The sequence below is a fragment of the Amycolatopsis sp. La24 genome (assembly GCF_029087445.1).
GTDB classification, from domain to species: Bacteria; Actinomycetota; Actinomycetes; order Mycobacteriales; family Pseudonocardiaceae; genus Amycolatopsis; species Amycolatopsis nivea.
The window spans coordinates 1-23,858 of record NZ_JARACH010000087.1 but is presented as its reverse complement, the minus strand read 5'-3'; the positions used below and the strand labels follow the sequence as shown (position 1 = coordinate 23,858).

Annotated in this window: 21 protein-coding genes; 9 read left to right on the top strand and 12 right to left on the bottom strand. The window is 69.1% G+C overall.

Going from position 1 to position 23,858, the window contains the following annotated elements; all coding sequences use genetic code 11:
• Positions 1-445: 445 nt before the first annotated feature.
• Complete coding sequence (locus PUT80_RS42890; protein ID WP_051729087.1) at positions 446-1,378, top strand: nucleoside-diphosphate kinase; 933 nt, start codon at positions 446-448, stop codon at positions 1,376-1,378.
• Between the two features lie 8 nt (positions 1,379-1,386).
• On the opposite strand, the gene PUT80_RS42885 is transcribed toward PUT80_RS42890, so the two are convergent.
• Positions 1,387-2,352 carry a nucleoside-diphosphate kinase gene (locus PUT80_RS42885; protein WP_051729086.1) on the bottom strand — a complete coding sequence of 322 codons (966 nt, stop codon included), beginning with the start codon at positions 2,350-2,352 and terminating at the stop codon, positions 1,387-1,389.
• A 124-nt stretch (positions 2,353-2,476) separates the two neighbouring features.
• Between PUT80_RS42885 and PUT80_RS42880 the strand changes: the two genes are divergently transcribed.
• Both PUT80_RS42880 and PUT80_RS42875 read left to right on the top strand, forming a co-directional pair.
• Positions 2,477-3,514: a GTP-binding protein gene (locus PUT80_RS42880; RefSeq protein ID WP_275295552.1), complete on the top strand. Its 1,038-nt coding sequence runs from the start codon at positions 2,477-2,479 to the stop codon at positions 3,512-3,514.
• A gap of 74 nt (positions 3,515-3,588) precedes the next feature.
• Positions 3,589-3,858 carry a hypothetical protein gene (locus PUT80_RS42875; protein ID WP_067578823.1) on the top strand — a complete coding sequence of 90 codons (270 nt, stop codon included), beginning with the start codon at positions 3,589-3,591 and terminating at the stop codon, positions 3,856-3,858.
• Positions 3,859-4,266: 408 nt separating this feature from the next.
• Here the strand turns inward: PUT80_RS42875 and ligD are convergent, their stop codons facing one another.
• From ligD to PUT80_RS42860, 3 genes are read right to left on the bottom strand one after another with little or no spacing between them, the layout of a single operon-like run.
• Positions 4,267-5,280, bottom strand: a complete 1,014-nt coding sequence (ligD, locus tag PUT80_RS42870) for a non-homologous end-joining DNA ligase (RefSeq protein WP_275295551.1) — start codon at positions 5,278-5,280, stop codon at positions 4,267-4,269.
• A complete protein-coding gene (locus tag PUT80_RS42865) occupies positions 5,277-6,353 on the bottom strand; it encodes an ATP-dependent DNA ligase (RefSeq protein WP_205673378.1) in 1,077 nt (358 codons plus the stop codon). Before PUT80_RS42865 ends, ligD begins: the two co-directional genes overlap by 4 nt.
• Positions 6,354-6,394: 41 nt before the next feature.
• Positions 6,395-7,531: a DUF1015 family protein gene (locus PUT80_RS42860; RefSeq protein WP_275295550.1), complete on the bottom strand. Its 1,137-nt coding sequence runs from the start codon at positions 7,529-7,531 to the stop codon at positions 6,395-6,397.
• An 87-nt stretch (positions 7,532-7,618) separates the two neighbouring features.
• Between PUT80_RS42860 and PUT80_RS42855 the strand changes: the two genes are divergently transcribed.
• The gene (locus PUT80_RS42855) at positions 7,619-9,145 is read left to right on the top strand and encodes an MDR family MFS transporter (protein WP_275295549.1); all 1,527 of its coding nucleotides are present in this window, start codon (positions 7,619-7,621) and stop codon (positions 9,143-9,145) included.
• On the opposite strand, the gene PUT80_RS42850 is transcribed toward PUT80_RS42855, so the two are convergent.
• Complete coding sequence (locus PUT80_RS42850) at positions 9,142-10,026, bottom strand: TIGR03854 family LLM class F420-dependent oxidoreductase (RefSeq protein WP_275295548.1); 885 nt, start codon at positions 10,024-10,026, stop codon at positions 9,142-9,144. The two genes, PUT80_RS42855 and PUT80_RS42850, sit on opposite strands and share 4 nt — an antisense overlap.
• 62 nt (positions 10,027-10,088) lie before the next feature.
• Complete coding sequence (locus tag PUT80_RS42845) at positions 10,089-10,535, bottom strand: MarR family transcriptional regulator (RefSeq protein ID WP_134732855.1); 447 nt, start codon at positions 10,533-10,535, stop codon at positions 10,089-10,091.
• A 104-nt stretch (positions 10,536-10,639) separates the two neighbouring features.
• Here PUT80_RS42845 and PUT80_RS42840 point away from each other — a divergent pair, with 104 nt between their 5' ends.
• Together PUT80_RS42840 and PUT80_RS42835 are read left to right on the top strand one after the other, a co-directional pair.
• Entirely contained in the window at positions 10,640-11,035 is a 396-nt protein-coding gene (locus tag PUT80_RS42840; RefSeq protein WP_037814960.1) for a DUF5313 domain-containing protein, read from the top strand.
• 12 nt (positions 11,036-11,047) lie between these two features.
• Positions 11,048-11,977, top strand: a complete 930-nt coding sequence (locus PUT80_RS42835; protein WP_275295547.1) for an RluA family pseudouridine synthase — start codon at positions 11,048-11,050, stop codon at positions 11,975-11,977.
• Here the strand turns inward: PUT80_RS42835 and PUT80_RS42830 are convergent.
• Together PUT80_RS42830 and PUT80_RS42825 are read right to left on the bottom strand one after the other, a co-directional pair.
• Entirely contained in the window at positions 11,970-12,743 is a 774-nt protein-coding gene (locus PUT80_RS42830) for a class I SAM-dependent methyltransferase (RefSeq protein WP_275295546.1), read from the bottom strand. The two genes, PUT80_RS42835 and PUT80_RS42830, sit on opposite strands and share 8 nt — an antisense overlap.
• Positions 12,744-12,831: 88 nt before the next feature.
• Positions 12,832-13,437 (bottom strand): hypothetical protein, encoded by a 606-nt coding sequence (locus PUT80_RS42825; protein ID WP_043830185.1) that lies wholly within the window; start codon positions 13,435-13,437, stop codon positions 12,832-12,834.
• A gap of 137 nt (positions 13,438-13,574) precedes the next feature.
• On the opposite strand from PUT80_RS42825, the gene PUT80_RS42820 reads away from it, so the two are divergent.
• Both PUT80_RS42820 and PUT80_RS42815 read left to right on the top strand, forming a co-directional pair.
• Positions 13,575-14,153 (top strand): helix-turn-helix domain-containing protein, encoded by a 579-nt coding sequence (locus PUT80_RS42820; RefSeq protein WP_037814954.1) that lies wholly within the window; start codon positions 13,575-13,577, stop codon positions 14,151-14,153.
• A gap of 41 nt (positions 14,154-14,194) precedes the next feature.
• Positions 14,195-14,821: an alpha-ketoglutarate-dependent dioxygenase AlkB gene (locus tag PUT80_RS42815; protein ID WP_037814952.1), complete on the top strand. Its 627-nt coding sequence runs from the start codon at positions 14,195-14,197 to the stop codon at positions 14,819-14,821.
• A 740-nt stretch (positions 14,822-15,561) separates the two neighbouring features.
• Here PUT80_RS42815 and PUT80_RS42810 read toward each other — a convergent pair.
• On the bottom strand, positions 15,562-16,839 hold the full coding sequence (locus tag PUT80_RS42810) for a cytochrome P450 (protein WP_275295545.1): 1,278 nt from the start codon (positions 16,837-16,839) through the stop codon (positions 15,562-15,564).
• 252 nt (positions 16,840-17,091) lie between these two features.
• Between PUT80_RS42810 and PUT80_RS42805 the strand changes: the two genes are divergently transcribed.
• Positions 17,092-20,187 carry an AAA family ATPase gene (locus PUT80_RS42805; protein ID WP_275295544.1) on the top strand — a complete coding sequence of 1,032 codons (3,096 nt, stop codon included), beginning with the start codon at positions 17,092-17,094 and terminating at the stop codon, positions 20,185-20,187.
• 351 nt (positions 20,188-20,538) lie between these two features.
• On the opposite strand, the gene PUT80_RS42800 is transcribed toward PUT80_RS42805, so the two are convergent.
• Genes PUT80_RS42800 through PUT80_RS42790 form a run of 3 tightly spaced genes read right to left on the bottom strand, consistent with a single transcriptional unit; the run spans position 20,539 to position 22,957 of the window.
• Positions 20,539-21,384, bottom strand: a complete 846-nt coding sequence (locus tag PUT80_RS42800; protein ID WP_134663516.1) for an ABC transporter permease — start codon at positions 21,382-21,384, stop codon at positions 20,539-20,541.
• Positions 21,381-22,364, bottom strand: a complete 984-nt coding sequence (locus PUT80_RS42795) for a daunorubicin resistance protein DrrA family ABC transporter ATP-binding protein (protein WP_043835797.1) — start codon at positions 22,362-22,364, stop codon at positions 21,381-21,383. The genes PUT80_RS42800 and PUT80_RS42795 overlap by 4 nt, the downstream gene beginning before the upstream one ends.
• 23 nt (positions 22,365-22,387) lie before the next feature.
• On the bottom strand, positions 22,388-22,957 hold the full coding sequence (locus PUT80_RS42790) for an NAD(P)H-dependent oxidoreductase (RefSeq protein ID WP_037814941.1): 570 nt from the start codon (positions 22,955-22,957) through the stop codon (positions 22,388-22,390).
• Positions 22,958-23,858: the final 901 nt, after the last annotated feature.

The window sequence follows — 23,858 nt, the reverse complement described above, 5'->3', positions numbered from 1 at the left end:
CAGCACTCTATGGACGCCGACCCGACCCGGGCAGCGACCATCCGAGTGAACAATTTCCTCCGCACATTCGCGAAATAGCGGAGAATTCTTCAAGGCAAGACTCGGAACCGACCAATCCGCCTGCGACATCCGGCGCAATCCGCGACCGATATCGGTACTAGATCACCCGGAACATTCGGCAGCACAACCGAATCTGCTGTGTCCACAGTAGACGATTGGCGCGCGGGACGTTCGGGAATGGAATCAACCGGTTCACCCGGACGCCACAGCGGCCGTACGCCGATCCGCCGATCCGAGGCCCGGACCCTCACCCGCACGGCGGCACGCTTCCGAAGACGTTCGACATTTCTTGGCGAACTGCCCATCGGCGCTTCCTCCACGAGGCCCCGCAGCCGGGATAACATCACTTGATCCGGCATCGGCCAAGGGGGAAAAGATCGACGACATGGACTGGGCCGCGCTCACGCGCATGCCCGCGAAGCGCATTGCCTACCGTCGCGAGACCTACTTCCGGGAAGGCGCCCGCGACACCGCCCGGTTCCTCGGCGACCGGGCCGCGGAAATCCTGCGTCAGCACGCGCTTCTCCTGGTCAAACCGGACGGCATCGCCGCGAGCAAGGTGCGCCCGGTGCTCGGTTGGCTGGCTGAGCAGGGATTCGCTGTACAAGCAGTACAGCGTCCGGAACTGGACGGCCTGCGGTGGCGGGAAATGTGGCGGTACCAGCTGACCTCGGCCACCGTGGACCGGCTCGCGCTGAACGACTTGATCTACCGCGGCTCCGCCCTGCTGCTGCTCCTGCGCGACGAGCAGCCCGGGCCGATGCCCGCGACGATGCGGTTGGCCGCGTTGAAAGGCTCAGCCGATCTGTCGAAGCAAAAACCCGGCACGCTGCGCGCCTTGCTGCACCAGCACAACCGCAACTTCAGCTACATCCACGTCGCCGACGAGCCCGCCGACTTGATCCGGGAACTCGGCCTGCTGCTCAACCCGCCGCAGCGACGGGAAGCGCTGAACGCATTGGCCGTCGACACCCCAACTGGTCTCCCGTTGCTCGAAGAAGTGTTCGCCGCCGAAGCCGCCGCCACCCCGCGGACCTTCGACGCCAACACGGCCGCCGACGCGGTGGCAGACGCGCTCAAGCGGGCAGAGCACGGCAGCCGGGCGCTCCAACTGCTGGAACGCCTGCGGTTCGGGGAATCCGTGCCCTGGATCGAGGTCGCCGAGGCGGTCGCCGAAAGCGGAGCCGAGGTCGATCGCTGGGACCTCGCCGCGGTCGGGGCCGGGCTGATCGAATGCGACGAGCCCGGCGAAGCGAAGCTGATCTCCAACCCGGATCCGGCGCACTGGGCCAAGCCCCGGGCCCGACGTCCGTTGTAGGCGGCGCGCTACCGCACCTGCGCGGTCCATGCCTCCGCCGAAACGGCAGGCAGCAGCGCATGCGGCACCGGGCGCTCGTTGTGCACCACGAACGACGCGGTCACGATCACGTCCCAGCGGTCGGCCTTCTCGAAGGGCACTAGCTCGGCCAGCTCGTCCCAGCTGATCCGGTCCCCGCCCTCGACGACGTCCCGCAACCGGGAAACCGCGGCGTCGCCCGCTATCGGAGCCAGCCGGGCGAGCGTCGCGTCGATGTCCAGGTCGTGCGCCGGGCAATCCGCTTCGAGGGCGGCGATCTCGGCTCGCGCCTGCGCCGTGCGGTCCTCGGCGAGATGCGCCCGCAGCTCCTCGAGGAACCGGAGCCGCTCCGGACGGTCGAGGAAAATCGTCAGCTCGCGCACGATGTCCGCCGGTTCGTCGCCGACGTGCACGAAGTTCAGGATCCGGTTGGGCGGGTTCAGCTTCGTGCGCAAATGGTGCGGCCGGCGCTGCGCCGGATCGCCGACGCCCTTCAGCTCGCACAGCCGGACCGTCGCGGGCAATCCCGCGACCGGGCGGACATCGCGTGCCAGGAACAGCAGCACATCGTTGGTGAGATACCAGAAAGTGCACAACTGCAGCCGGTCGACGGTGTAGATGTGCCAGTCGTAGCGCCACACCTCGCGCATCGAATGCCGGGTGTAGCCGAACCGGGTGGCGGCGACGGGCACGAAACCGTTGTCCGCCAGGTAATCCATGATCGGGCCGAGCCTGCGGCCGACCACCGCGTCCGGTTTGACCACCAGCATCGCCAGCCCGCCGAGCACTCGCGTCGCGTCGCTGCCGAACACCGCGAGCACGTCCGCCCAGCCCTCGCGGAAGTACAGGTCGTAGCCGAAGACCTCCCGTTTCTCCGGCACGACCGACAACTGCCGCCATTCTCCGGCCGTCGGCATGCCGTCGACCCGGTCCTCCCTGCCCGGCGTCCAGATCATCCGCTCATCCTGCCACGACGGCACACTGCGCCAACCGCGTTTCGCCGAGCACGGCACCGGGCTGCCACGGCCCGGCGCCCGCTGCGGGTATCGTCGGCTGCCCGGACGACAGGAGGGTTGACGCGTGGCCAGGCAGCGGGTTCCAGTAGTGCTCGTGGCGGGTTTTCTCGGTGCGGGGAAGACCACGATGCTCAACCATCTGCTCGCCAACCGCCAGGGCGTCCGGGTCGGGGTGGTGGTGAACGACTTCGGCCAGGTGAACATCGACGCGCTCGCGGTCGCCGGGCAGGTCGACACGATGGTTTCGCTGGGCAATGGCTGCCTGTGTTGCGCGGTCGACGCCAGCGGGCTGGACGCGATGCTGGGCAAACTGTCGCGGCCCGAAGCCGGGATCGACGTGATCGTGGTGGAGGCGAGCGGGATCGCCGAACCGCGCGACCTGCTGCGGCTGATGATCGCCAGCGAGAACCCGGACATCCGGTACGGCGGACTGGTCGAGGTCGTCGACGCGGTCGAGTTCGAGGCGACCCGGGCACGGCATCCGGAGCTGACCGAGCATCTGCGGGTGGCCGACCTGGTGGTTCTCAACAAGGTCGACCGCGCCGAGGCGGACGCGCTGGCCAAGGTCCGGGCAGTGGTCGAGGAGTACGCGCCCGGGGTGCCGGTGCTGGAGACCGAGCGGGGGCGGGTTGATCCGGGGTTGTTTTTCGATCCCCGGCCTCGGGAAAGTTACGGGCAGTTGTCTTTTGACGATCTGCGCGAACATGATCATTCCGAGCATTTGCATGCGCGGTATGAGAGCGTCGTGTTCAGTGCTGAGCGGCCGCTTTCGCCTCGGCGGTTTTTGGCGTTTCTGGAGAGCCGGCCTGCTGGGTTGTATCGGGTTAAGGGGCAGGTGGATCTCGGGTCTCCGGAGGCTCGGTCTCGGTTCGGATTGCATACTGTCGGGGCATTTGTGCAGGTAGAGCGGTCTAGCTGGGGGTCTGGGCCGCGGCGGACCGAGCTGGTTTTGATTGGTGCTGGGATTGATTCTGCGGCTGTTGAGCGGGAGCTTGCGGCTTGTGTGGCGGAGGATGAGGTGCCGGACGAGCGGGGGCTTTTGCGGTTTCTCCGGTATCTCGATGAGCCCGATGATGGGGCGCGCCACGCCGAAGACGGGTAAACGCGCGGATTCGCGGTGGCGGGGTCGCACTATGTCTTCGTAGCTCGGACCAGCCTCTTTGGAGGACTCGTTCCATGGCGGAGACGATTGCGGCTCGGTGGTACCTCGTGGGTGCGTTGCCGGAGGACGATCCGGTCGCGCATGTGATGACCCGGGCGGATGATCTGCGGTACCGGCGGTCTGCTTGCGGGGAGCGGGAATCGCGGACTTGGACGCCGATCGATTTGACCGCGCCTGGGACTGGGCATGTCACGCCTTGTCCGGGGTGTGCGGGGACGTTGGCTGGGGTGCCGGTGGGGGTTGGCGGGCAGGAGCAGTTGGCGTTTGATCTGCCGTTGGGGTGACGACTGCTCGTCGCCTGGCGGCGACATTGCCGTGGCGGTTGCGTGGGGCACCCCGAAGCTTGATTGTGCTGACGGCCTGGGGGTGCTTGTCAAGGCTGGAAAGATGCCTTGACAAGCACCCTCAGACCGCAGGAGAGCTTCGTATCGGGGTGCGGGGGTGGTGTGGGTGCACCGATCGTTGGGTGCATCGGCTGCGGTTTGCTTGAGGTGGGGGCTTGCGCCCCAATGTGGCATTGGGTGCATGTGACGCACCCAATGTGGCGTTCGGTGCGTGGGACGCACCCAATGCCGCATTGGGGCGGCATCCCGGGCGGGCGCGAGGCTGGCGGGGGCGGGCCGTGAAGGGCTCCTTGAGGGAATCCACGTCCGCGAAGGAACCCCTCACGGACCTCCGGCCGACTCGCGTCGTCACCCTTCGACGGGAGCCTTTTTCGCTCTGCTCGGTGCGACTCTGGGCGGTTCGTTCGGCATCTTCGGGTACACGGGCGGCCAGGGCGCGTCCATCAGTCCGCTGGCCAGGTCCTCCCGGGACATCTCCAGCAGCGCTTCGATCGACTGCGGCCGATCGTTCGCACCAGCCCACGGATCTCCCCGTTCCGCGACCAGCGCAGGGACCGTCGACAGGGTCAAGGCGTCCGGTTCCACGGTCGCCAGTTCGTCCCAGGAAATCGGCGTGGAAACCTGTCCGCCGACCCTCGGGCGTACGCACCAAGCGCCGAAGACCGTTTTGTGCGGGGCGTTCTGGTTGAAGTCCACGAAAACTCGCGAGCCGCGTTCTTCCTTCCACCATTGTGCGGTGATCAGGTCAGGATGCCGCCGTTCCAACGCCCTTGCCAGCGCAACCGCGGCGGCTCGCACTTCGTAGCCGTCCCAGCGCGGTTCCAGTATTGAATACAGGTGCAGGCCGCGTGAACCGGAGGTCTTCACGTAGACCTCGATTCCCAGTTCGGCAAGGAATTCTCGCACGAGAACCGCCGCCTCGCGCAGTTGCGGGAACCCGGTTCCGGGCGACGGGTCCAGGTCGATGCGCAGTTCGTCCGCGATTTCCAGTGCTGCCGCGCGGTTTGGCCACACGTGGAAGCCCAGGCAACCCTGGTTGACCGCCCACAGGACGTGGGCCAGGTCTGCTGCCACGAGTGCGTCGCTGGTGGTGCCGTTGGGCGTGGAAACGACGGCGGTGGTCAGCCAAGACGGCGCGTTCTTGGGCGTGCGTTTTTGGAACCACGATTTTCCGCCCGCGCCGTCCGGATAGCGTTCCAGCAGCAGGGGGCGACCACCGAGTCTAGCGAGCAAAGGGCCTGCGACAGCTTGGTAATAGCGGACGAGATCGAGCTTGGTTTCGCCTCGTTCCGGGAAATAGACCTTGTCGGGGCTGGAAATGGTCAATTCGACGCCGTCCAGTTCCAGCGTCACCCCGCTCATCGGGCCTCCCCGAACAGATCCGCCAGCTCGGCAGGCGGGGCTTCGTCCAGTTGCGCGTAGGTGCACGATTCCGGGGTCCGGTCCGGGCGGAAGCGCACCAATCGGCCGCCGTGGCGGAAGCGGCCGCCTTGGAGGTGTTCGTAGCGGACTTCGGCGACCTGTTCCGGGCGCAGCGGTTCCCACGACAGGTCCTTGTCCGGAGCCCACCGGCTGTTGGCGCCCGGCCGGCGGACCTCGTCGGCCTGCCATTCCGCCCAGGTGCGCCACGGATGCCCGTCGAGCGCGTTCTCCCGCCACGGGGCCAGCTCCTCGACCAGCTCCCGGCGCCGCGCCGCGGTGAAGCTGCTCGCGACGCCGACGTGGTGCAGCGAACCCTCCTCGTCGTACAGCCCGAGCAGCAGCGATCCGACGCCCTTGCCGTCCTTGTGCCACCGGAAACCCGCGACGACACAGTCCGCGGTGCGCTCGTGCTTCACCTTCAGCATGACGCGTTTGTCCTGCTCATACGGCAGATCGGCGGGCTTCGCCATGACCCCGTCGAAGCCCGCGCCCTCGAACCGGGTGAACCAGTCCTGCGCGGTGTCCGGATCCGTCGTGAGCGGCGTCAGGTGCACCCGCTGCAAGCCGGTCGAGGGCGCGAAAATGCCCTCCAGCTCGCGGCGCCGCTCGGCGAACGGTTCCTCGGTCAGGTCCCGGTCGCCGAGCGCGAGCAGGTCGAACGCGACGAAGCTGGCCGGGGTCTCCTCCGCGAGCTTCCGGACGCGGCTGGCCGCCGGATGCAGCCGCAGCTGCAACGCCCCGAAGTCCAGCCCGCGCGGCGTGACCAGCACGATTTCGCCGTCGACGACGCATTTCTCCGGCAACGCGTCACGCAGCAGCTCGACCAGCTCCGGGAAGTACCGGGTGAGCGGCCGGTCGTTGCGCGAACCCAGTTCGACCTCGTCGCCGTCGCGGAACACGACGCACCGGAAGCCGTCCCACTTCGGCTCGTACCAGAACCCGCCGTCGCGCGGCACCTCGTGCACGGCTTTGGCGAGCATCGGCCGCACCGGCGGCATCAGCGGTAACTCCACCTGCGCGATCCTAAGCGGAACAGACGCTGACCTGCACCTTTTTACCAGCGCGCCAGCACAAGCCCGCCCCTCGGCTTGGGCGTGAAGTACGTAGCCTTCCGAGGCATCCGCCGTCCCGCCGCGTGCACCGCCTGCACCGTCTCGAACGGGACCGGGGCCAGCTGCACCACCGCGTCCGCGCTCGGCGGGACCGGGCTGCCCGGGAGCAGCGGGCGCACGTGCGGACCGTCCGGGTCGAGGCCGAGCGCCGAGCCGAGGAGCGTCTGTTCCACAACCTCGTGGTCGATCACCAGCGGATCCGCCACAGGCAGCCGCACTCGCAGCACGCGCGAGCCAGCCAGCACCACGGCCGTGCCGGGGCAAGACGGCGGGGTCGCGTCATCCGACCAGGTCACGTCCAGCCGGGCCTCCTGCCAAGCCGCCAACAGGCTCTCCGCAGAGCGCCCGGTGCCGAGGAGCACGCGGTTGATCGCCCGGATCTCCAACTGCGACCCCGCCGTGACCAACGCCAGCAGCTGACCGCTCCCCGCCGCGGCCGCGACGCGGTGATTCCCGTCCGCCACCAGCAGATCGCTCGCCGACGCGGCCTCCAGCAGCCGTTCCTGCATCTCCCCCGGCCGCACCACCCACAGCTCGTGCGCCAGTCCTGCCCGGTCCACAGTGGACACATCAGGATCCGCCGAGCTCGCCGCTTCCTTGACCGCCGCGGTCAGCTCCGCGGCGTCGCCGACCGGCACGAGCAGGGCGGCGCTCGTCGCGCACCCGAGGCCGTCCAGCACGGCCGCGCGCTCGGCGACCACCTCCGGATAGACCTCCTCGGTGTGCTTCACGTGCGCCTGGCCCGAGGTCAGCTCCCGGACATCGACCACGCACAGCACGCCCGCGATCGTCTCGCCGATCCGGTAGGCCGCGACGAACCCGGTCTCCGGCCGGTAATGCCTGGTCAGCAGCCGCTCAAGCGTCGCTCGTGCTTCCGGCAGCGCCGCTTCGACGTCCAGCCCGGCCGCCAGCGCCGCGGGCGTCCGCGCCGGATGCTGCGCGGCCAGCAGCGTGTCCCCTTCCGCCGCCGCGAGCGCCCTCGTCACCGCCTCCGGTTCGGCGAACTCGTCGACATCCGGTCCCGGCACCGCGCCCTGAACGACCCAGCCCCGGCCGATCGGCCGCACCCATCTGTCCATCCCTCCATGATGACGGCCAGGCGAACACCCGGGCACCGATCGATCGGCTGGGGAATGCTTGCCGGGGCGAAGGAGTTTATTCCCGGCATGGGTAGCACGAGCAGTCCGCCCGCGGCGAAACGCGCCGCCGTGGGCCTTCGATCCGAGCGGGGACCCGTCCTCGCCGCCGTCATGCTGAGCACCGGCCTCGTGGCCCTCGACAGCACCATCATCGCCACCGCGGTCCCCTCCGTGGTCCGCGACCTCGGCGGGTTTTCCCAGTTCCCGTGGCTGTTCTCGATCTACCTGCTCACCCAGGCGGTCACCGTGCCGCTGTACGGCAAGTTCGCCGACGTCCTCGGCCGCCGCCCGGTGATGTTCTTCGGCATCGCCGCGTTCCTGCTCGGCTCGGTGCTGTGCGGGGTCGCGTGGAGCATGCCGGTGCTGATCGCGGCGCGCGCGGTGCAGGGCATCGGCGCGGGCGCGGTCCAGCCGATCAGCATGACGATGGTCGGCGACCTGTACACGGTCGAGGAGCGCGCCCGGGTGCAGGGCTACCTCGCCGGGGTGTGGGCGGTCGCTTCGGTGATCGGGCCGACCCTGGGCGGCGTGTTCGCCGAATACCTCAGCTGGCGGTGGATCTTCTTCGTCAACCTGCCGCTCGGCGCGCTCGCCGCGTGGATGCTCTACCGCAAGTTCACCGAGCAGGTGAACCGCACGCGGCACAAGGTCGACTACGCCGGCGCGACCCTGCTGACGCTCGGCTGCGCGCTGCTGATCCTGGCCCTGCTGGAGGGCGGGGTCGCGTGGAGCTGGACGTCGGCGCCGAGCCTGGCGATCTTCGCCGTCGCCGTCCTGATGCTGGTCACGTTCGTGCTGGTCGAGCGGCGTGCGGAGGAACCCGTGCTGCCGCTGTGGGTGTTCACCCGCCGCACGCTGATCGGCGGGAACCTGGTCGCGCTCGTCACCGGCGCGGTGCTGCTCGGCTTCAGCTCGTTCCTGCCCACCTACTCCGAGGGCGTGCTCGGCACGGACGCGCTCACCGCGGGCTTCGCGCTGGCCGCGCTCACGATCGGCTGGCCGATCGCGGCGTCGCTGTCCGGGAAGATCTACCTGCGGATCGGATTCCGCGACACGGCGCTGATCGGCACCGGATTCCTGCTCGTCGGGACCGTCATCGCGACGTTCCTCGGCCTGGACTCGGTGGTCTGGACGGCCGCGGCGGCCGTGTTCGTGGTCGGCATCGGGCTCGGGCTCTCCTCCAGCCCGACGGTCGTGGCCGTGCAGTCCACCGTCGGCTGGGAGCGTCGCGGCGTGGTGACCGCGACCAACATGTTCAGCCGTTCGCTGGGCAGCGCGGTCGGCACGGCGATCTTCGGCGCGATCGCCAACGCCACCCTCGCGGGCCGGTTCGCGAACCCGCCCGCGGAGGTCGCCGGACACCTGCCACAGAGCGTCGACGCCACCAGCCGCATCCTCAGCGGCACGCACGACAACTCACCGGCGACGGCGTACGTGCGCGAATCGCTCGCCGGGGCCACGCACAACGTGTTCCTCGCGATCGTCGCCGTCTCCGTGGTGAGTGTCGTCGCGCTGCTGCTGATGCCCCGCAAGACCGAGCAGCTGACGTTCTAGTTCTGCAGCGGCACGAGTTCGCGCACGAAATCGTCGAGGAACTGCCGGTAGTCGCCGGAGTATCCCGGCCGGACCACGAATTTCGTGAGTCCGGCCTCGACGTGCTGCTCGATCATCCGGCGCGCCTCGGCCCAGCTGGTGGGCACGAGATCGGTCGCCGGACGGCCCGGATTGCGCTGCTGCGCCACGGCGCGCAGCCGGTCCGGGATTCCGTGCAGCGCAAGGACCATGCTCAGCCCGAAGTGGTCCGATTCGATCTCCCGGCCGGCTTCGGCGGCCGCTTCCTGAATCGCCAGCCGCGCCGCGCGAGACTGCTCGGGCGTGTGGAAACTGCCGAGCCATCCGTCGGACAACCGACCCGCGCGACGTAACGCGGCAGGCGCGGCCCCGCCGACCCAGACGTCGAGCCGCTTCGCCGGACGCGGCCCGATCGTCACGCCGTCGACCTGGAAAAACTCGCCGTCGAAGGACACGTTGTCCTGTTCGAGGAGCAGGCGCAGCAGCGCGAGCGACTCGTCGAAAACCGCCGCGCGCCGGCCTTCCGGCACCGGGAACAGGGCGCGTTCCGCGGGCTGCGCGGGCAGCAGGCCGAACACCGGGAGCACCCGTTTCGGAGCCAGTCCGGCCAGCGTGACCAGCTGTTTCGCGACCAGGACCGGATTCCGTCCAGGGAGAATCGCCACGCCCGTGCCCAGTTTGAGCCGCTCGGTGCGGGCGAGCGCGTGCGTCATCCCGATCAACGGGTCGACATCCGGCGAATAGACCACCTCCGACAGCCACAGCGAGTCGACGCCCGCCGCCTCCGTCAGCTCGGCCAAACCGGTGAATTCCGCCGGCCCGGTCCCGAGTCCCGGAGCCACCCCCACCCGGATCTTGTCCACACTCGCTCCGCTCTGTCGGCACGTTCCCCTCGACAGAACCGGATCCCAGCGCGAGTTCTTCCTTATCCGGCGGTCGCTTCGATGACCCGGCCCAGCGCGGCGTGCAGCGCCTCCAATTCGGAGACCTCCATGCCGAGCCGCTCCACGACGCGATACGGGATTTTCTCCGCCTCGGCGCGCAGCTCCCGGCCCTTCTCGGTGAGTTCGACGGTCAACTGGCGCTCGTCGGCCCGGCTGCGGCCGCGGGTCACGTATCCGATCGCTTCCAGCCGTTTGAGCAGCGGAGACAACGTCGCGGGCTCGTGCCGCAACGCCGTGCTGAGGTCCTTCACCGACCGCGGCGACTGCTCCCACAGCGCCAGCATCACCAGGTACTGCGGATGAGTCAGCCCGTGCGGCTCCAGCAGCGGCCGGTAAATCGCGATCACGCTGCGCGAAGCGACCGACAGCGCGAAGCACACCTGCCGGTCGAGCTTCAGCGGGTCCTCGCCAAGGTCGATCTCGGCCACTCGTCCTCCTCGTGCTCGGGCCCACTCTAGCGCGGGCTGCACCACACTATTAGTTAGTGTGCTAATCATTAGGGTACTGTTGCCGCAGACCCCGAGGAGGAACGATGACCGACCGGCCCGGCGTTCTCCGCTGGTTCGCCTACGCCGTGAGCGGGCGGCTTCCCGAGCGCTACCGCGACTGGCTGCTGCACGACGCGACGTCCAAGCACTGGAAGGCCCGGCACGTCCTGCGCGCGACGGTCGGCATCGCGCCGCTGTGCCTGGTCTGGCTGCTGCTGCCAGCCCCGCTCGGGCTGCGGCTGGCGATCGTGCTGATGGCCGCGCTGGTGTCGTACTTCTACTCGTGCGCGTACATGGAAGAAAGCATCGACCACCGGTTGTCCCGCAACGGTTTCCCGCCCGGAACCGGCAAGCGGGTCAGGCGCGAGAAAGCCGCCGAGGCCAACGCCGAGGCGACCGCCCGCTACATCGCGGCCTACCGGCAGAACTCCGCCGACTAGACTCGGGAGCCGATGAGACGCAAGCGCCCGGCCCCGATCCCGCCCCGGCACGGCCTAGACCCGGCACGGCTGCGGCTGCCCGAAGAGGGTCCGTGGACGACCCTGCTGGAGCACCTGGTCGAACGCCTGCCCCGCGTCGCCCCCGCGCGGATCGAGGAAATGCTGCACGAGCAGCGGATCCACGGCGAGGACGGTCCGCTGGGGATCGACGCGGCGTACGTCCCCGGTTCGTTCATCTGGTTCCACCGCGACCTGCCGGACGAGGTCCCGGTGCCGTTCGACGTCACCGTCCTGCACCGTGACGACCACCTGCTCGTGGTCGACAAACCGCACTTCCTGGCGACCATCCCGCGCGGGCGGCACGTGCTGGAAACCGCGTTGGTGCGCCTTCGCCGTTCGCTGGACCTGCCCGCGCTCTCCCCCGCCCACCGGCTCGACCGCGTGACGGCGGGGCTGGTGATGTTCGTGATCACGCCGTCCGCACGCGGGGCGTACCAGACGATGTTCCGCGATCGGTTGGTGCACAAGGAATACGAGGCGATCGCGCCTTACGATCCGTCGCTCGAACTGCCCCGGACGGTGCACAGCAGGATCGTGAAGGAACGCGGCGTGCTGGCCGCACAGGAGGTGCCCGGGCCGCCGAACGCGGAGTCCACAGTGGAGCTTCTCGACCACCGGGACGGGCTGGGCCGGTATCGCCTCACGCCCGCTACCGGACGCACGCACCAGCTGCGGGTCCACATGTGTTCTTTGGGGATTCCGATCCTGGGCGACGATTTCTATCCGGAGCTGCGCGAGAAACCGCTCGACGACTTCACGAAACCGTTGCAGCTACTGGCGAAAGTGCTGGAATTCGACGATCCGCTCACCGGTGAGCACCGCCGGTTCACCAGCCGCCGGACGCTCACGGCGTGGGATTCGCTCGAAGAATGGGCTAGTTGACCGCTATCGCGAGGAAATGCGCGCTGGCGTTGATCAAGAGCGGATCTTGTTCGACCAGCCGGGCGCAGCGGAGGGCCGCGTCCACGCGTGCGTCGAATTCCTCGATCCCGGCCACGTCCAGCGCGGACCACGCTGGGCCTTCCACTCCGTACACGGAAATCCCGTTCATGCCAGCGGTTTCCAGCTCGTCGCGGAGCTCGTCGGCGGTGTGGAAATGCGCTGGCACGAAGCCGACGTGACCGTCGTAGCTGCCCGTATCGAGCACGGCTCTTACCGCCGGGATCATCTGTTCGGTGAGCTGACCGTTGGTTCCGGTCTCCATGGCCGAGAGATAGCGACTGATCTCAGCGGCGGACAAAATGCCGTCCGGACGAAGGACGCGGCGGGCTTCGGCAAGCGCCTGCTGGCGGTCACCGGATTCGGTCAAATGGTAGAGCGGCCCCACTAACAGCACGACGTCCGCGCTGTTGTCCGGCCATGCCAAAGCTCGCGCATCGCCGACTTCCGCCGTGACGCCTTCGATTTCGGCTGCCGCTGCGACGTGCGTGGCCACCGGATCGACTACGTGCACCGAATGTCCGTCCGCAGCAAGCCATCGCGCGTGCACCCCGGTCGCCCCGCCGACGTCGAGGACTCGCTGCGCGGTCGCCGGGATCGCTCTGCGCACGAGTTCTTGGGTGCGCCGGAATTCCAGTCTGCCGTGCGGCGATCTGACGAGCCGCGTGTTCTCGGTGGTCTCGGTGTCGTAGTGCTCAACCAAAGTCATGCGCGCAACAGTGACCGAGTTCCCCTGCCGAGGCAACGGAATTCCCGCCGGACGGGTGCCAGGCGGCGGCTGGCACCCGCGCGGGCGATCACCTGGTCCAGAACTTGATTCCGCTCCACTGCACGGTAATCGGCCCCGCCCCGCTCGCCGTCCGGTACGACCCGAACTTGTCGTAATAACTACCCGATGGGCTGTCGTCGGTCTGCTTCAGCGAGCCGTTGATGTATACCTTGTGGGAGCTGCCCACTTGATTGATCGTGTTCACCCGCACCGAGGTCCCGACCGTCGCGCCGGTCGCCACCGTCTGCCCGTTCTCGACGGTGTAGAGACGGCCGCCCTTCTCCACCGCCAGCAGGAAGTACGGCCCGGCGTTCGAACCGTCGCGGAACGTCTGCTTCAGGCTGATCCGCGAACCGCCCATGCTGGTGATCTTGAAGGAGCCCTCGAACTGGTGCGTGCCGCCGGTGTAAGTCTCGTAGCGGCGCTCGGCGCGCTGTTCGCCGCTGCCGTCGGAGCAGGTCAGCTTGAAGGTGAGCCCGCTGATCTGGCCGCAGCCCTTCTGCTGTTCCTTGTACCCCGGCGACCAGGATTTCCAGGTGCCGCCGCCGACCTGGGCGTCCGCGACCGGGGCGAGAATCGCGAGCCCGCACACCGCCGCCGCCAGTGCTCCGCCGATCCGGGTTCTCGTGCGCACGTGCCAACCTCCGTGGAACTCAGGGCAGCGGTAGCGGTACAGGTCCAGACCACTGGCTGATCACTGTAGGTCCCCGGCCGGTCGCGGACAAGAGCGCATCCCTTGACGACTTTGTTTGTCAATGCTTGGCTCAGGGGATGCAGGACGTCGAAGTGATCGAGGACCCCGCCGTCGCGGCGGCCGCGCTGGACCCGGTGCGCGCCCGCCTGCTGGCCGCGCTGACCGAACCGGCGTCCGCCGCGGCGCTGGCCGCCCGAGTAGGCCTGACCAGGCAAAAGGTCAACTACCACCTGCGCGCGCTCGAGTCGCACGGCCTGGTCGAACCGGCCGGAACCCGGCAGTGGGGCGGCCTCACCGAACGCCTTTTCGCCGCCACCGCCAGCGCCTACCTGGTCTCCCCCGCCGCCCTCGGCGCCGCCGGTTCCGCCCACGTGAAGGCGGACCGCCTATCGGTGAGCTACCTGCTCGCCGTCGCCGGCCGAACCCTGCGCGAAGTCGCCGGCTTGGCCCGCCGCGCGGCTCACGCAGGCAAACCGCTCTCGACGCTGACTCTGGACACGGAAATCGCCTTCGCCTCCGCGCGCGATCGGTCGGCCTTCACCGACGAGCTGACCACCCTGGTAACCGACCTCGTGTCCCGCTACCACAACGAATCCGCCCCAGACGCCCGCCTGCACCGCCTCGTCGTCACCGCGCATCCCAAGCCCGCCGAGTAGTTCGCCCGAACAGGTGTTCGATTGTCGTGTAGCTTGGAGGCATGAGTCAGGCATTTCAGGGCTCGCTGTTCGGTGCCAGCGGGCCGGCCACGCTGGGTTCGCTGTCCGGCGTGCAACGCACCGAACTGGGTCAAGGCGCGTGGATCGACGTGCTGCCCGGGTGGCTCGACGGCTCGGACGAGCTGTACGAACACCTGGCGGCCGAGGTCCCGTGGTACGCGGAGCGCAGGCAGATGTACGACCGCGTGGTCGCCGTGCCGCGGTTGCTGTGCTTCTACCGGGAGCACGCGCCCTTGCCGCACCCAGTCCTCACCGAGGCCCGGGAAGCATTGACTGCCCACTACGCAGCTGAACTGGGCGAACCATTCCGCACGGCCGGACTCTGCTACTACCGCGACGGCCAAGACAGCGTCGCCTGGCACGGCGACGACCTGGGCCGCGGCCGCACCGAAGACACCATGGTGGCCATCCTGTCCGTCGGCGCCGCCCGACACCTGGCCCTCCGCCCACGAGGCGGCGGCGACTCAGTGCGGTACCCATTGGGCCACGGAGACTTGATCGTGATGGGCGGGTCCTGCCAGCGGACGTGGGAACACGCGATCCCGAAGACATCCCGCGCGGTGGGACCGAGGATCAGCATCCAATTCCGGCCGAGAGGGGTGCGATGAGAGCCCGACGATGACGGTGCCGCGAGAGAGCGGCGGGTGACGGGACTGGGCTCGGTTCGACCACGCCACCTCGCCGGTCACGGGTGCGCTGCCGGTTCGACGCACCACCTCACCCGCGACGAGTGCGCTGCCGGTTCGGCTAGGCCGCTTCGTGCGTTGACGAGCGCATCGCGGACTCGGCCGCGCCGCGCGGCACACTGCCGGTCGAGCCAGACCGCCTCGAGCATCCACCAGCAGGCCGATCCAAGCGCGCGGCCGTGCACACCGCTGGCGTGTCGTTGGTCCAGTCAGACCGCCTCGGCGTTCATCCGCGCACTGTGGATTCGACCGCGCCGCTGCGCACCGCGAGCACGCTGCCGCTGAGACCAAACCGCGCGGGCTACCTACGAGCGCGCCGTCAATTCGACGCCAACACGCGCGCCACTGGCGCGCACCGGTTCGGCCGCCTCGCGCACGGCCAGCGCACCACCGATTCAACCGCGCGGCCGCGCACACCACCCCGAACACTGCCAGCTCACTGAAGCCGCCGCGCACTCTCGCACGCGGAGCGTGCGCCCTCGGTGCCGTGCCGCCGGGCATGCCACGCGTCCGCGAGCGGCGTAGCCAAGCCAAGCCGCCCACCGGGCAAGTCCGCCACCTCCGGCAGCACACGACCAACCCCGCGACCCCAGCCGCACGAGAGCCGACGGCCCGCCCGAGGCGACCAACCCGAGCCACCCCGGCCGTCCAACAATCCGAAGTCAGTCCACCAGCACCGGCAGCGAATCGAGTCCGTACACGATCGACACCTTCCGGAACTCCAGCTCCTCCGGCTGCACCGCCAGCCGCAGGTTCGGGAACCGCCGGACCAGGGCGGGGTACGCCGCCCGCAGCTCCATCCGGCCCAGCTCCGCGCCGATGCACCGGTGGATCCCGTACCCGAACGCCAGGTGCGAGGACGGCTCGCGAGTCGGATCGAAGCGGTCCATGTCGCCCTTGCCGAGCACCGGGTCGCGGTCCGCGACCGACAGCGACACCAGCACGATGTCGCCCTCGCTGATGTGCACGCCCGCGATGTCCATGTCCTGCTTCGCGAACCGCGGGAACGCCATCTGCACCACCGTCAGGTAGCGCAGCAGCTCCTCGACGAACCGGTGCACCGAATCGTCGTCGCCCCGGACCGCCTCGAACGCCGCCGGGTCGCGCAGCACCACCAGCGCGCCCAGTGCCAGCATGCTCGCCGTGGTCTCGAGGCCGCCGGTGAGAATGCCGTCCGCGAGACCGGCGAGCTCGCGGTCGTCGATCTCGTCGCCGTGCTCCTTGATCAGCATGCCGAGCAGGCCGTCGCCGGGCTGTTCGCGCTGCTTGCGCACGATCTCCAGCAGGTATCCCAGCGACTCCGAGATCGCCCCCAGCGACGCGCCCGCGCCGCTGAACAGGTCGAACCGCGCGGTGCTCAGCCGCTGGAAGTCGGCGCGGTCCTCATAGGACACGCCGAGCAGCTCGCAGATCGTGAGCGACGGGATCGGCAGCGCGAACTGCTCCCACAGGTCCACCGGCCCGTCCGCGGCGGCCATCGCGTCCAGCTGGTCCGCGACGATCTCGTCGATCCGCGGCGTCAGCCGGGAGAGCCGGCGCATCGTGAACTCGGGCGTCAGCAGCTTCCGCAGGCGCGTGTGGACCGGCGGGTCGGCGAATCCGAGGCCGCCCGGGTTCTGGTCCTCGGTGACGCCCGCGTTGCCGACAAGGTTCGTGAAATCGTTGCTGAACTCGGTGCCCTTCCCGAGGACGGCCTTGGCCTCCGCGTAGCCGGTCACGAGCCAGGCGTTCATCCCGAACGGCAGGTCCAGCTTGCTGATCGGCGCCTCGCCGCGCAGCCGGCCGAGGTCCGGAACCGGGTCGAGGCCCTGGCGGCGCAACGGCTCCAGCGCCGAATCCGGCAGCAGCGCCATCTTTTCGAGATCGAAGCCGCGCTTCTGCTGGCGGGCGATGTACCGGCGGCCGGCCCAAGCGAGGATGCGCGAACGAATACTCCCCATGGCGGCGACAGTACCGCAACCACCCCTTCCGCCGGTCCCGGGCGGAGACGCCCGTCACCCTGTGACCAGCGCGAGTCCACTGTGGACTCCCGTCACCCGGCCAGGTGACGGGTTCCCGGAATTGTCAGACCCCCCGGACAGAATGGCCCGCATCGGCAGCGACCTGCGTGACCAGCCGGTCGCAGTCGGTGAAAGCACGCGACGACGAGGCGAGTCCCGTGAGAGGCTCGGAGAGAAAGGGAGGAACCGGACATGACTGCGGCGCTGATCGGGCGGGCCCACCCCGCCGCGACCTTGCGTGCGCAGCTCTCGCGCGCCACCGCCAGCCACGGCGGCCTCACCCTGGTCACCGGCGAGGCCGGGATCGGCAAGACCACGCTGGTCAGCGCACTGGCCGACGACGCGCGCGAGGCAGGCGCGCTCGTTCTCGGCGGCACGTGCTGGGAGTCCGGGGCTGCGCCGGGCTACTGGCCATGGGTCCAGGTCATGCGCTCATTGCGCCGGGAGACCGCGCCGCACGAATGGGCCGTCGCCAGCTCGCCGACGCTGTCCGCGCTGCTCGGCGAAACCCCCGAACAACCGGCCGACGACGGGTTCCAGCTGCCCGACGCGGTCACCCGCGCGCTGGTCACGGTGGCCCAAGACCGACCGGTCGTCGTCATCCTCGACGATTTGCACTGGGCCGACCCGGCGTCACTGCGGCTGCTCGAATTCGCGGCCCGGCACACCTGGTTCGAACGGCTGCTGCTCATCGGCACGTACCGCGATGTCGAGGTGGACGCGCCCAGCCATCCGCTTCACGAGCTGATGCTGCCGCTGGTCGCGAAAGCAACCACGATCACGCTCACCGGCCTGGACGAAACCGGGGTCGCCGAGCTGATGAGCCGCACCGCGGGCGCGGAGCCGGGTGCCGAGCTGGCCACCGACGTGCAGCGCCGCACCGGCGGCAACCCGTTCTTCGTCGAGCAGACGGCGCGGTTGTGGCGCAGCGGGAGCACAGTGTCCGCAGTCGCGCCCGGAGTCGCAGACGCACTACAGCGGCGGCTGTCCCTGCTCCCGCGCCCAGTAACCGACCTCCTCACCAACGCCGCGGTGCTCGGCCGCGAGTTTTCGCTCCACCTGCTCGCCGCCACGGCCGGTGCACCCGCCGCACAGGTCGACCACCTGCTCACCCGCGCCGTAGCCGCCCGGCTCGTGATCGCACTCGGCGAAGGCCGTTTCTCTTTCGCGCACGACCTGGTACGGGAGTCGAGATACGCCGAACTGACGCCCGCCGAAGCACAACGCCGCCACGCAGCGGTCGTGCGCGCCGGTGAACACACCCCGACCCTGGTCGGGGTCGCCGAACGCGCCCGGCACGCCTACCTCGCCCATACCGAACTCGACCCGAAGCAAGCAGTCCGGCTATTGCTCGCCGCGGCCAAAGACGCAGGTGCCCGGATGGCCTTCGAGGAATCCATCGCGCACCTGCGCCGAGCCCGCGAACGAGCGGCAGACAAACGCAGCCAAGCCGTCGTCGCGCTGGAATTGGCCACCGCGCTGTGGCGCTTCGAGGTGAAAGACGAAGCCTGGCTGCTCTGCGAGGAAGCCGTCGCCCTGGCTCGCCAAGAAGACAACGCGAACCTCCTTGCCCGCGCCGCCCTCACCCTGTCGAAATTCAGCACCGGCGGCGTCCGGCACGAGTTCACCGTGCAAGTTCTCCGCGAAGCACACGAAAAACTGTGCGGCGGCAACGCGGCCGAACCTCTCTCGCTGGACCGCATCCGGCTGGAACTCACCGCCCGCGCCACGATCCTCGCCCGCGACGACGAGGACGACGACGCGCTGGCATTCACCTTATGGGCCAGACACGACGCGATCTGGGGCCTGGGCAGCGGCGCCGAACGCGAACGGCTCACCGACGAACTCGCCGCCATCGCGCGGCGCACCGGCGACCGGGAGAACGAGTTCTTCGCGGCCTCGCTCAAGTGGGTCGCGATGCTGGAACAGGGAGATCCGCGGTACCTGGACCAATTCCACCTGTTTCAAGGGATCGCCGACGAAGGCGTGCGAGCCGCGAAACTGGCGGAAGCGATCGACCGCAGCATCATCTGCACCTTCCGCGGCCGCTTCGCCGAAGCGGACGAAGCACTCAAGGAAGCACTGGCCGCCCCGGAAATCTTCGGCAGCAACGACTACGGCTACATGCCCGACCAATTGCGCTGGAGCGCGCTGCTAGCGCAAGGCCGCTTCGCCGAAGCCGCTGAACTGCCCGCAAAAATGGCCGACACCGGCTTCCCACACCCAGCCCTGCTGCGCACCCTCACCGCAGCGCTCGCCGGCGACGCAGCCACCACCCGGCACGAACTGTCCGAAGCCCTCGCAGACGGACCGTACGCCCGCGTCTTCACTCCGCTGTGGCTGCGCTGCCAAGCCCAAGCCGCCGTCGTGCTGAAGGACCGTGCAGCAGCCGAACGCTTGCTGCGCGAGCTTTCCCCACACTCCGGAGAATGGCTGGTCTCCCTTTACGGCTGCGAACTGAGCGGCCCGGTAGACCTGTGGACCGGCCTGCTGCACAAAACCCTGGGCGATCACGAAACAGCCGCCGCCCATTTCACCTCCGCCGCCCGCTCCGCAGACCGGCTGCGGGCCCGTCCGTGGGCTGTCGAAGCCCGCAACCACCTGGCAAGCACGCTGCTGGACCTAGGCGACAGCGATCGCGCCACCGTCCTGGCCGATGCCGTCACCGCAGAAGCCGCCGAGCTGGGCCTGCACCACATCACCGCCCACCCTCGCCCCGCGACGCCGCCACCACCCGCTGCCACGAACGCATTCCACCGAACCGACTCAGTCTGGACCCTGCGCTTCGCCGACCGCGAAGTACGCATGCCAGACGCAAAAGGCCTGCGAGACTTGAACTTCCTGTTGAGCAGACCAGGCACCGAGATCCCCGCCGCACAACTGCTCGCCCCCGACGGCGGCCAAGAAGCCGAAGCCACCCGCAGCTTCAGCGGCGACCCGATCCTGGACGACACCGCGAAAGCCGCCTACCGCCGCCGCCTGGAGCACCTGGACGAAGCCATCGACGCCGCCACCCTCCGCGGCGACGACGCGAAAGCCGCCACCTTGGACGCCGAACGCGCCGCCCTGCTGGACGAACTCCGAACGTCGACTGGCCTGTCCGGCCGAACCCGCCGCCTCGGCGACGAAACGGAACGCGCCCGCAAAGCCGTGACCGCCCGCATCCGCGACACCCTCCGCAAACTGACCGACCTCCACCCGGAACTGGCCGACCACCTCCGCCACACCATCACGACCGGCTCGTCCTGCAGCTACCAACCGGAGACGCCTATGACCTGGCGCTTGTAACCGCCGGTGCGTCCGGCCGCGACCAGATCGGGCGCCGGGGAAGGGAAAGCGGGGAAAAGTGCCCCGGCGCGGTGAACACGCCGAGCGGAGCCACGACTGCTTGGCAGTCACCAGATTCGGTGTTGTCGCTGAGGAAATGCGACGCAGCGGGACTGGCGTCAGCTGCATCGCGGCCTCACCCACGTGTCGGCCACGTGTCGGCCACGCTGCGCATCGACACCCTTTGCCGGTTCCAGCACTGGATTCCGGCCGTCCGCCGGTTCTCCTACGTCCTCTCCCCCGCCGCCTGAAGCCCCGACCTGTCCGGGAGGCCGCCCGGTCCGCGACCGCACGGCCTCCCGCCAAGCAGAGTCACTTTCGGTTGTACAGCCGCATTGTCAGCGTCCCGAACACCGCGGTCAGCGCGACCGACGCGATCAACGTCCACGTGATGGCGCCGCCGTCCCAGGTACCGGACATCATCGAGCGCACTGCTGTCACCAGGTGGCTGATCGGGTTGGCCGAGACGCCGGCTTGGAGCCAGCCGGGCATGGTGGACGGGTCGACGTAGATGTTGCTGAGGAACGTCAGCGGCATGATCACCATCATGCTGACGCCCATCACCGATTTCTCGGACCTCAGCAGCAGCCCGAACATCGTCCACACCCACGACAGCCCGAACGAGAACACGAGCAGCAGCAGGACTCCCGCGGCCACGCCGCCGACGCCGCCGTCCGGGCGGAAGCCCAGGATCAGGCCTACGACCATGATCACGACGGACGCGATCAGGTACCGCAGCACGTCGCCGAGGAGGTAGCCGACCATCGGGGCCGGCCGCCAGATCGGGAGGGTGCGGAAGCGGTCGAACACGCCCTTCGCGATGTCGGTGTTCACCGCGACGCCGGTGTACATCGTGATCATCACGACGCTCGACGCGAGGATGCCCGGCAGGAAAAACTGCAGGTACTGCGTCGGCGAACCGGCCAGTGCGCCACCGAACAGGTAGGTGAACATCAGCGTCATCATGATCGGGAACGCGGTGACGTCGAACAGCTGCTCCGGCACGTGCTTGATCTTCAGCACCGCCCGCCAGCCGAAGGAGAACGACGCGGACAACGCGCTCGGCCGCGGCGGGCGTTCGGTGGCGAGCAGGACCGCGGTCAGCTCGTCCGGTTTCGGGGCCGCGAGGTCGAGATCGGGTTCCTTGACGGTGGTCACGCCGCCTCCTCGGTGGCTGTGCGGGCGGTGAGGGCCAGGAAAACCTCGTCGAGGCTGGGCTGGCCGAGCGAGAACGTGTCGACGGTGACGCCTGCCTTCGCGAGTTCCGCGAGAGCCCGCGACGCGCGATCGGCGGCGGCTTCGTGCGCGTCCGACGACAGCCGCGCGGTGATCGCGACCGGGTCGGGATCCAGTTGCACGGTGGCGGACAGCGCGCGTTCCAGCACTTCGGCGGCGGTCGCGCGCTGGTCGGCGTCCCGCAGTCGCAAGTGGACGGCGCCGACTCCGACCGAGGCTTTCAGCTCGCCCTTGGTGCCCTCGGCGATGACGCGGCCGTGGTCGATGACCGCGATCCGCGACGCCAGTTGGTCGGCCTCGTCGAGGTACTGCGTGGTGAGCAGGACGGTGGTGCCCTGCGCGACGATCGCGCGGACGATGTCCCACACCTGATTGCGGCTGCGCGGGTCGAGGCCGGTGGTCGGCTCGTCGAGGAACAGCAGGTCCGGGGTGTTGAGGATGCTCGCCGCGATGTCGAGACGGCGGCGCATCCCGCCGGAGTAGTTCTTCACCTGCCGGCGCGCGGCGTCGGTGAGCCCGAACGCCGCGAGCAGCTGAGCCGCCCGATCGCGCGCGGCGGCGGTGCGATGTCCCAGCAATTTGCCGAGCAGCACCAGATTCTCTTGCCCGGTCAGGTCTTCGTCGACCGAGGCGTATTGGCCGGTGAGGCTCACCCGGCTGCGCACGGCGTCCGCCTCGCGCACCACGTCGTGGCCGAACACCCGCGCTTCGCCGCCGTCCGGACGGGACAGCGTGGCAAGCATCCGGACAGTGGTGGTTTTGCCCGCGCCGTTGGGCCCGAGGACGCCGTACACGGTTCCGGCGGGCACCACGAGGTCGACCCCGTCGACCGCCCGGGTCTCGCCGAACACTTTGACGAGCCCGGAAGTCTCGATCGCCGGTTCCCCGGCAGCGTTGCTCATGTCTTGTCCTTCCCCTCAGTTCTTCATCCGCGATACGGCCGCGCGCGCCGGCCGTCGCGCAGCGCGAGGCCCCACCAGAGCAGTTCGTCCAGCAAAGCAGAGGCCGCGTGGCCTGCGGATTCGCCGTGCGGACCCGCGCCGGGGTCGCCGCATTCGTGCTCGAGCAGGTCGAGACACACCGAATCCCGCACCGTCGCCGTGTGCAGTTCGGTGAAGACATCCCGAAGATGCTCGACCGCGTAGCGGCCGCCCGCGCGGTAGCCGTAGGAGACGAAGCCGACCGGTTTGGCCCGCCATTCCTCGTACGCGCAGTCGATCGCCTGCTTCAGCGACGCCGGGAAGCTGCGGTTGTACTCGGGCGTGACCACCACAAACGCCTCGGCCGCCGCGATCCGCTTCGCGAACCCGGCCATGCCGGCCGTCGGCTCGGCAGGCAACCGGGCCGGGATCGCGAACGTCGCGAGGTCGAGCACGTCGAGCACCACCCCGCCGTGCCCGGCGGCCCGCTCGACGAACCATCGGCCGATCTCGCCGCCGACCCGGCCCTCCCGGGTGCTGGCGACGAGCACGGCTACCCGCAGCTCCTCGTCCACGCTTCTTGGGCGCCAGATCGGTGCCCGGTGCTGCCAGGTTGGATCTAGCGGGCGTTTTGGCTGGTCAGGGGCCCGGCGAAGAGGGGGCGAAGTGCGTGGCGGGCGCGGTGGGAGGGCGGGGGAAGGAGCGCGAGATGCGGTCTGGCGGGGGTCGGTGGCCGAGCTGCGCGGCCTACGGGGGCACGAGGCTCGCTGAGTGTGAACGGATGCTGGCCGAGCCTCGGATGAGAAGGAACGGGCGGCGTCGACGGAGGTGCGAGACGCGATCTGGCACGGCTTGCGGCCGGGCAGGTTCGGCGAATTGGAGCGCGTGGCAACGCTACGGGTGGGGGGGCAGACTCCTGGCCTCGGCGGGCCGCGGTTCTCGTCAGCCGCAACCACCCACGGAGCTCGCTGCGGGAACGTGAGCGCGGGGCATCGCCGTTCGAGGCTGGCCAGAGGGGTGGCGGAAACGCGGGACCACTGCGCCTGGCGAACGCCGCAGGCAAGCGCGGCTGGGGAATTCGGCTAGCAAACAGCTCCTAGCCCGCCGCAGCTGGCAAACACCGCAGACAGAGGCGGCTAGCCAACGCCACCCAGCCCAGCGCGACCAGCAAACAACCAGCCCGCTACAGCTGGCGAACGCAGCTGCCAAGTGCCGCAGGCAAACACAGCCAGCCTGCACGGCTAGCAAACGGATTCGAGCCCGCCGCAGCAGGTGAACCACAGCTGGCAAACCCAGCCAGCCCAGGGCGACTAACAAACAGCCGCCTGCCTGCCACAGCTGGCGAACAAGGGTCTGCCCAGACTTCGGTTGACACCGGGGCTGACTGTTTCTCAGGCCGCTTCTGCAGCCGTGTAGATGGTCTCAAACTCGACCGGGGTGAGCTTGCCCAGCCCCCGTTGCCGGCGCTTGCGGTGA

What these genes read in the sequence shown, in the direction of transcription:
- PUT80_RS42835 (WP_275295547.1), top strand. Translation starts at nt 11,048, where the DNA reads ATGAGACGCAAGCGCCCGGCCCCGATCCCGCCCCGGCACGGCCTAGAC.
- PUT80_RS42830 (WP_275295546.1), bottom strand. Translation starts at nt 12,743, where the DNA reads ATGACTTTGGTTGAGCACTACGACACCGAGACCACCGAGAACACGCGG.
- PUT80_RS42805 (WP_275295544.1), top strand. Translation starts at nt 17,092, where the DNA reads ATGACTGCGGCGCTGATCGGGCGGGCCCACCCCGCCGCGACCTTGCGT.
- PUT80_RS42820 (WP_037814954.1), top strand. Translation starts at nt 13,575, where the DNA reads ATGCAGGACGTCGAAGTGATCGAGGACCCCGCCGTCGCGGCGGCCGCG.
- PUT80_RS42875 (WP_067578823.1), top strand. Translation starts at nt 3,589, where the DNA reads ATGGCGGAGACGATTGCGGCTCGGTGGTACCTCGTGGGTGCGTTGCCG.
- PUT80_RS42860 (WP_275295550.1), bottom strand. Translation starts at nt 7,531, where the DNA reads ATGGACAGATGGGTGCGGCCGATCGGCCGGGGCTGGGTCGTTCAGGGC.
- PUT80_RS42890 (WP_051729087.1), top strand. Translation starts at nt 446, where the DNA reads ATGGACTGGGCCGCGCTCACGCGCATGCCCGCGAAGCGCATTGCCTAC.
- PUT80_RS42855 (WP_275295549.1), top strand. Translation starts at nt 7,619, where the DNA reads ATGGGTAGCACGAGCAGTCCGCCCGCGGCGAAACGCGCCGCCGTGGGC.
- PUT80_RS42810 (WP_275295545.1), bottom strand. Translation starts at nt 16,839, where the DNA reads ATGGGGAGTATTCGTTCGCGCATCCTCGCTTGGGCCGGCCGCCGGTAC.
- ligD (WP_275295551.1), bottom strand. Translation starts at nt 5,280, where the DNA reads ATGAGCGGGGTGACGCTGGAACTGGACGGCGTCGAATTGACCATTTCC.
- PUT80_RS42840 (WP_037814960.1), top strand. Translation starts at nt 10,640, where the DNA reads ATGACCGACCGGCCCGGCGTTCTCCGCTGGTTCGCCTACGCCGTGAGC.
- PUT80_RS42815 (WP_037814952.1), top strand. Translation starts at nt 14,195, where the DNA reads ATGAGTCAGGCATTTCAGGGCTCGCTGTTCGGTGCCAGCGGGCCGGCC.
- PUT80_RS42885 (WP_051729086.1), bottom strand. Translation starts at nt 2,352, where the DNA reads ATGATCTGGACGCCGGGCAGGGAGGACCGGGTCGACGGCATGCCGACG.
- PUT80_RS42795 (WP_043835797.1), bottom strand. Translation starts at nt 22,364, where the DNA reads ATGAGCAACGCTGCCGGGGAACCGGCGATCGAGACTTCCGGGCTCGTC.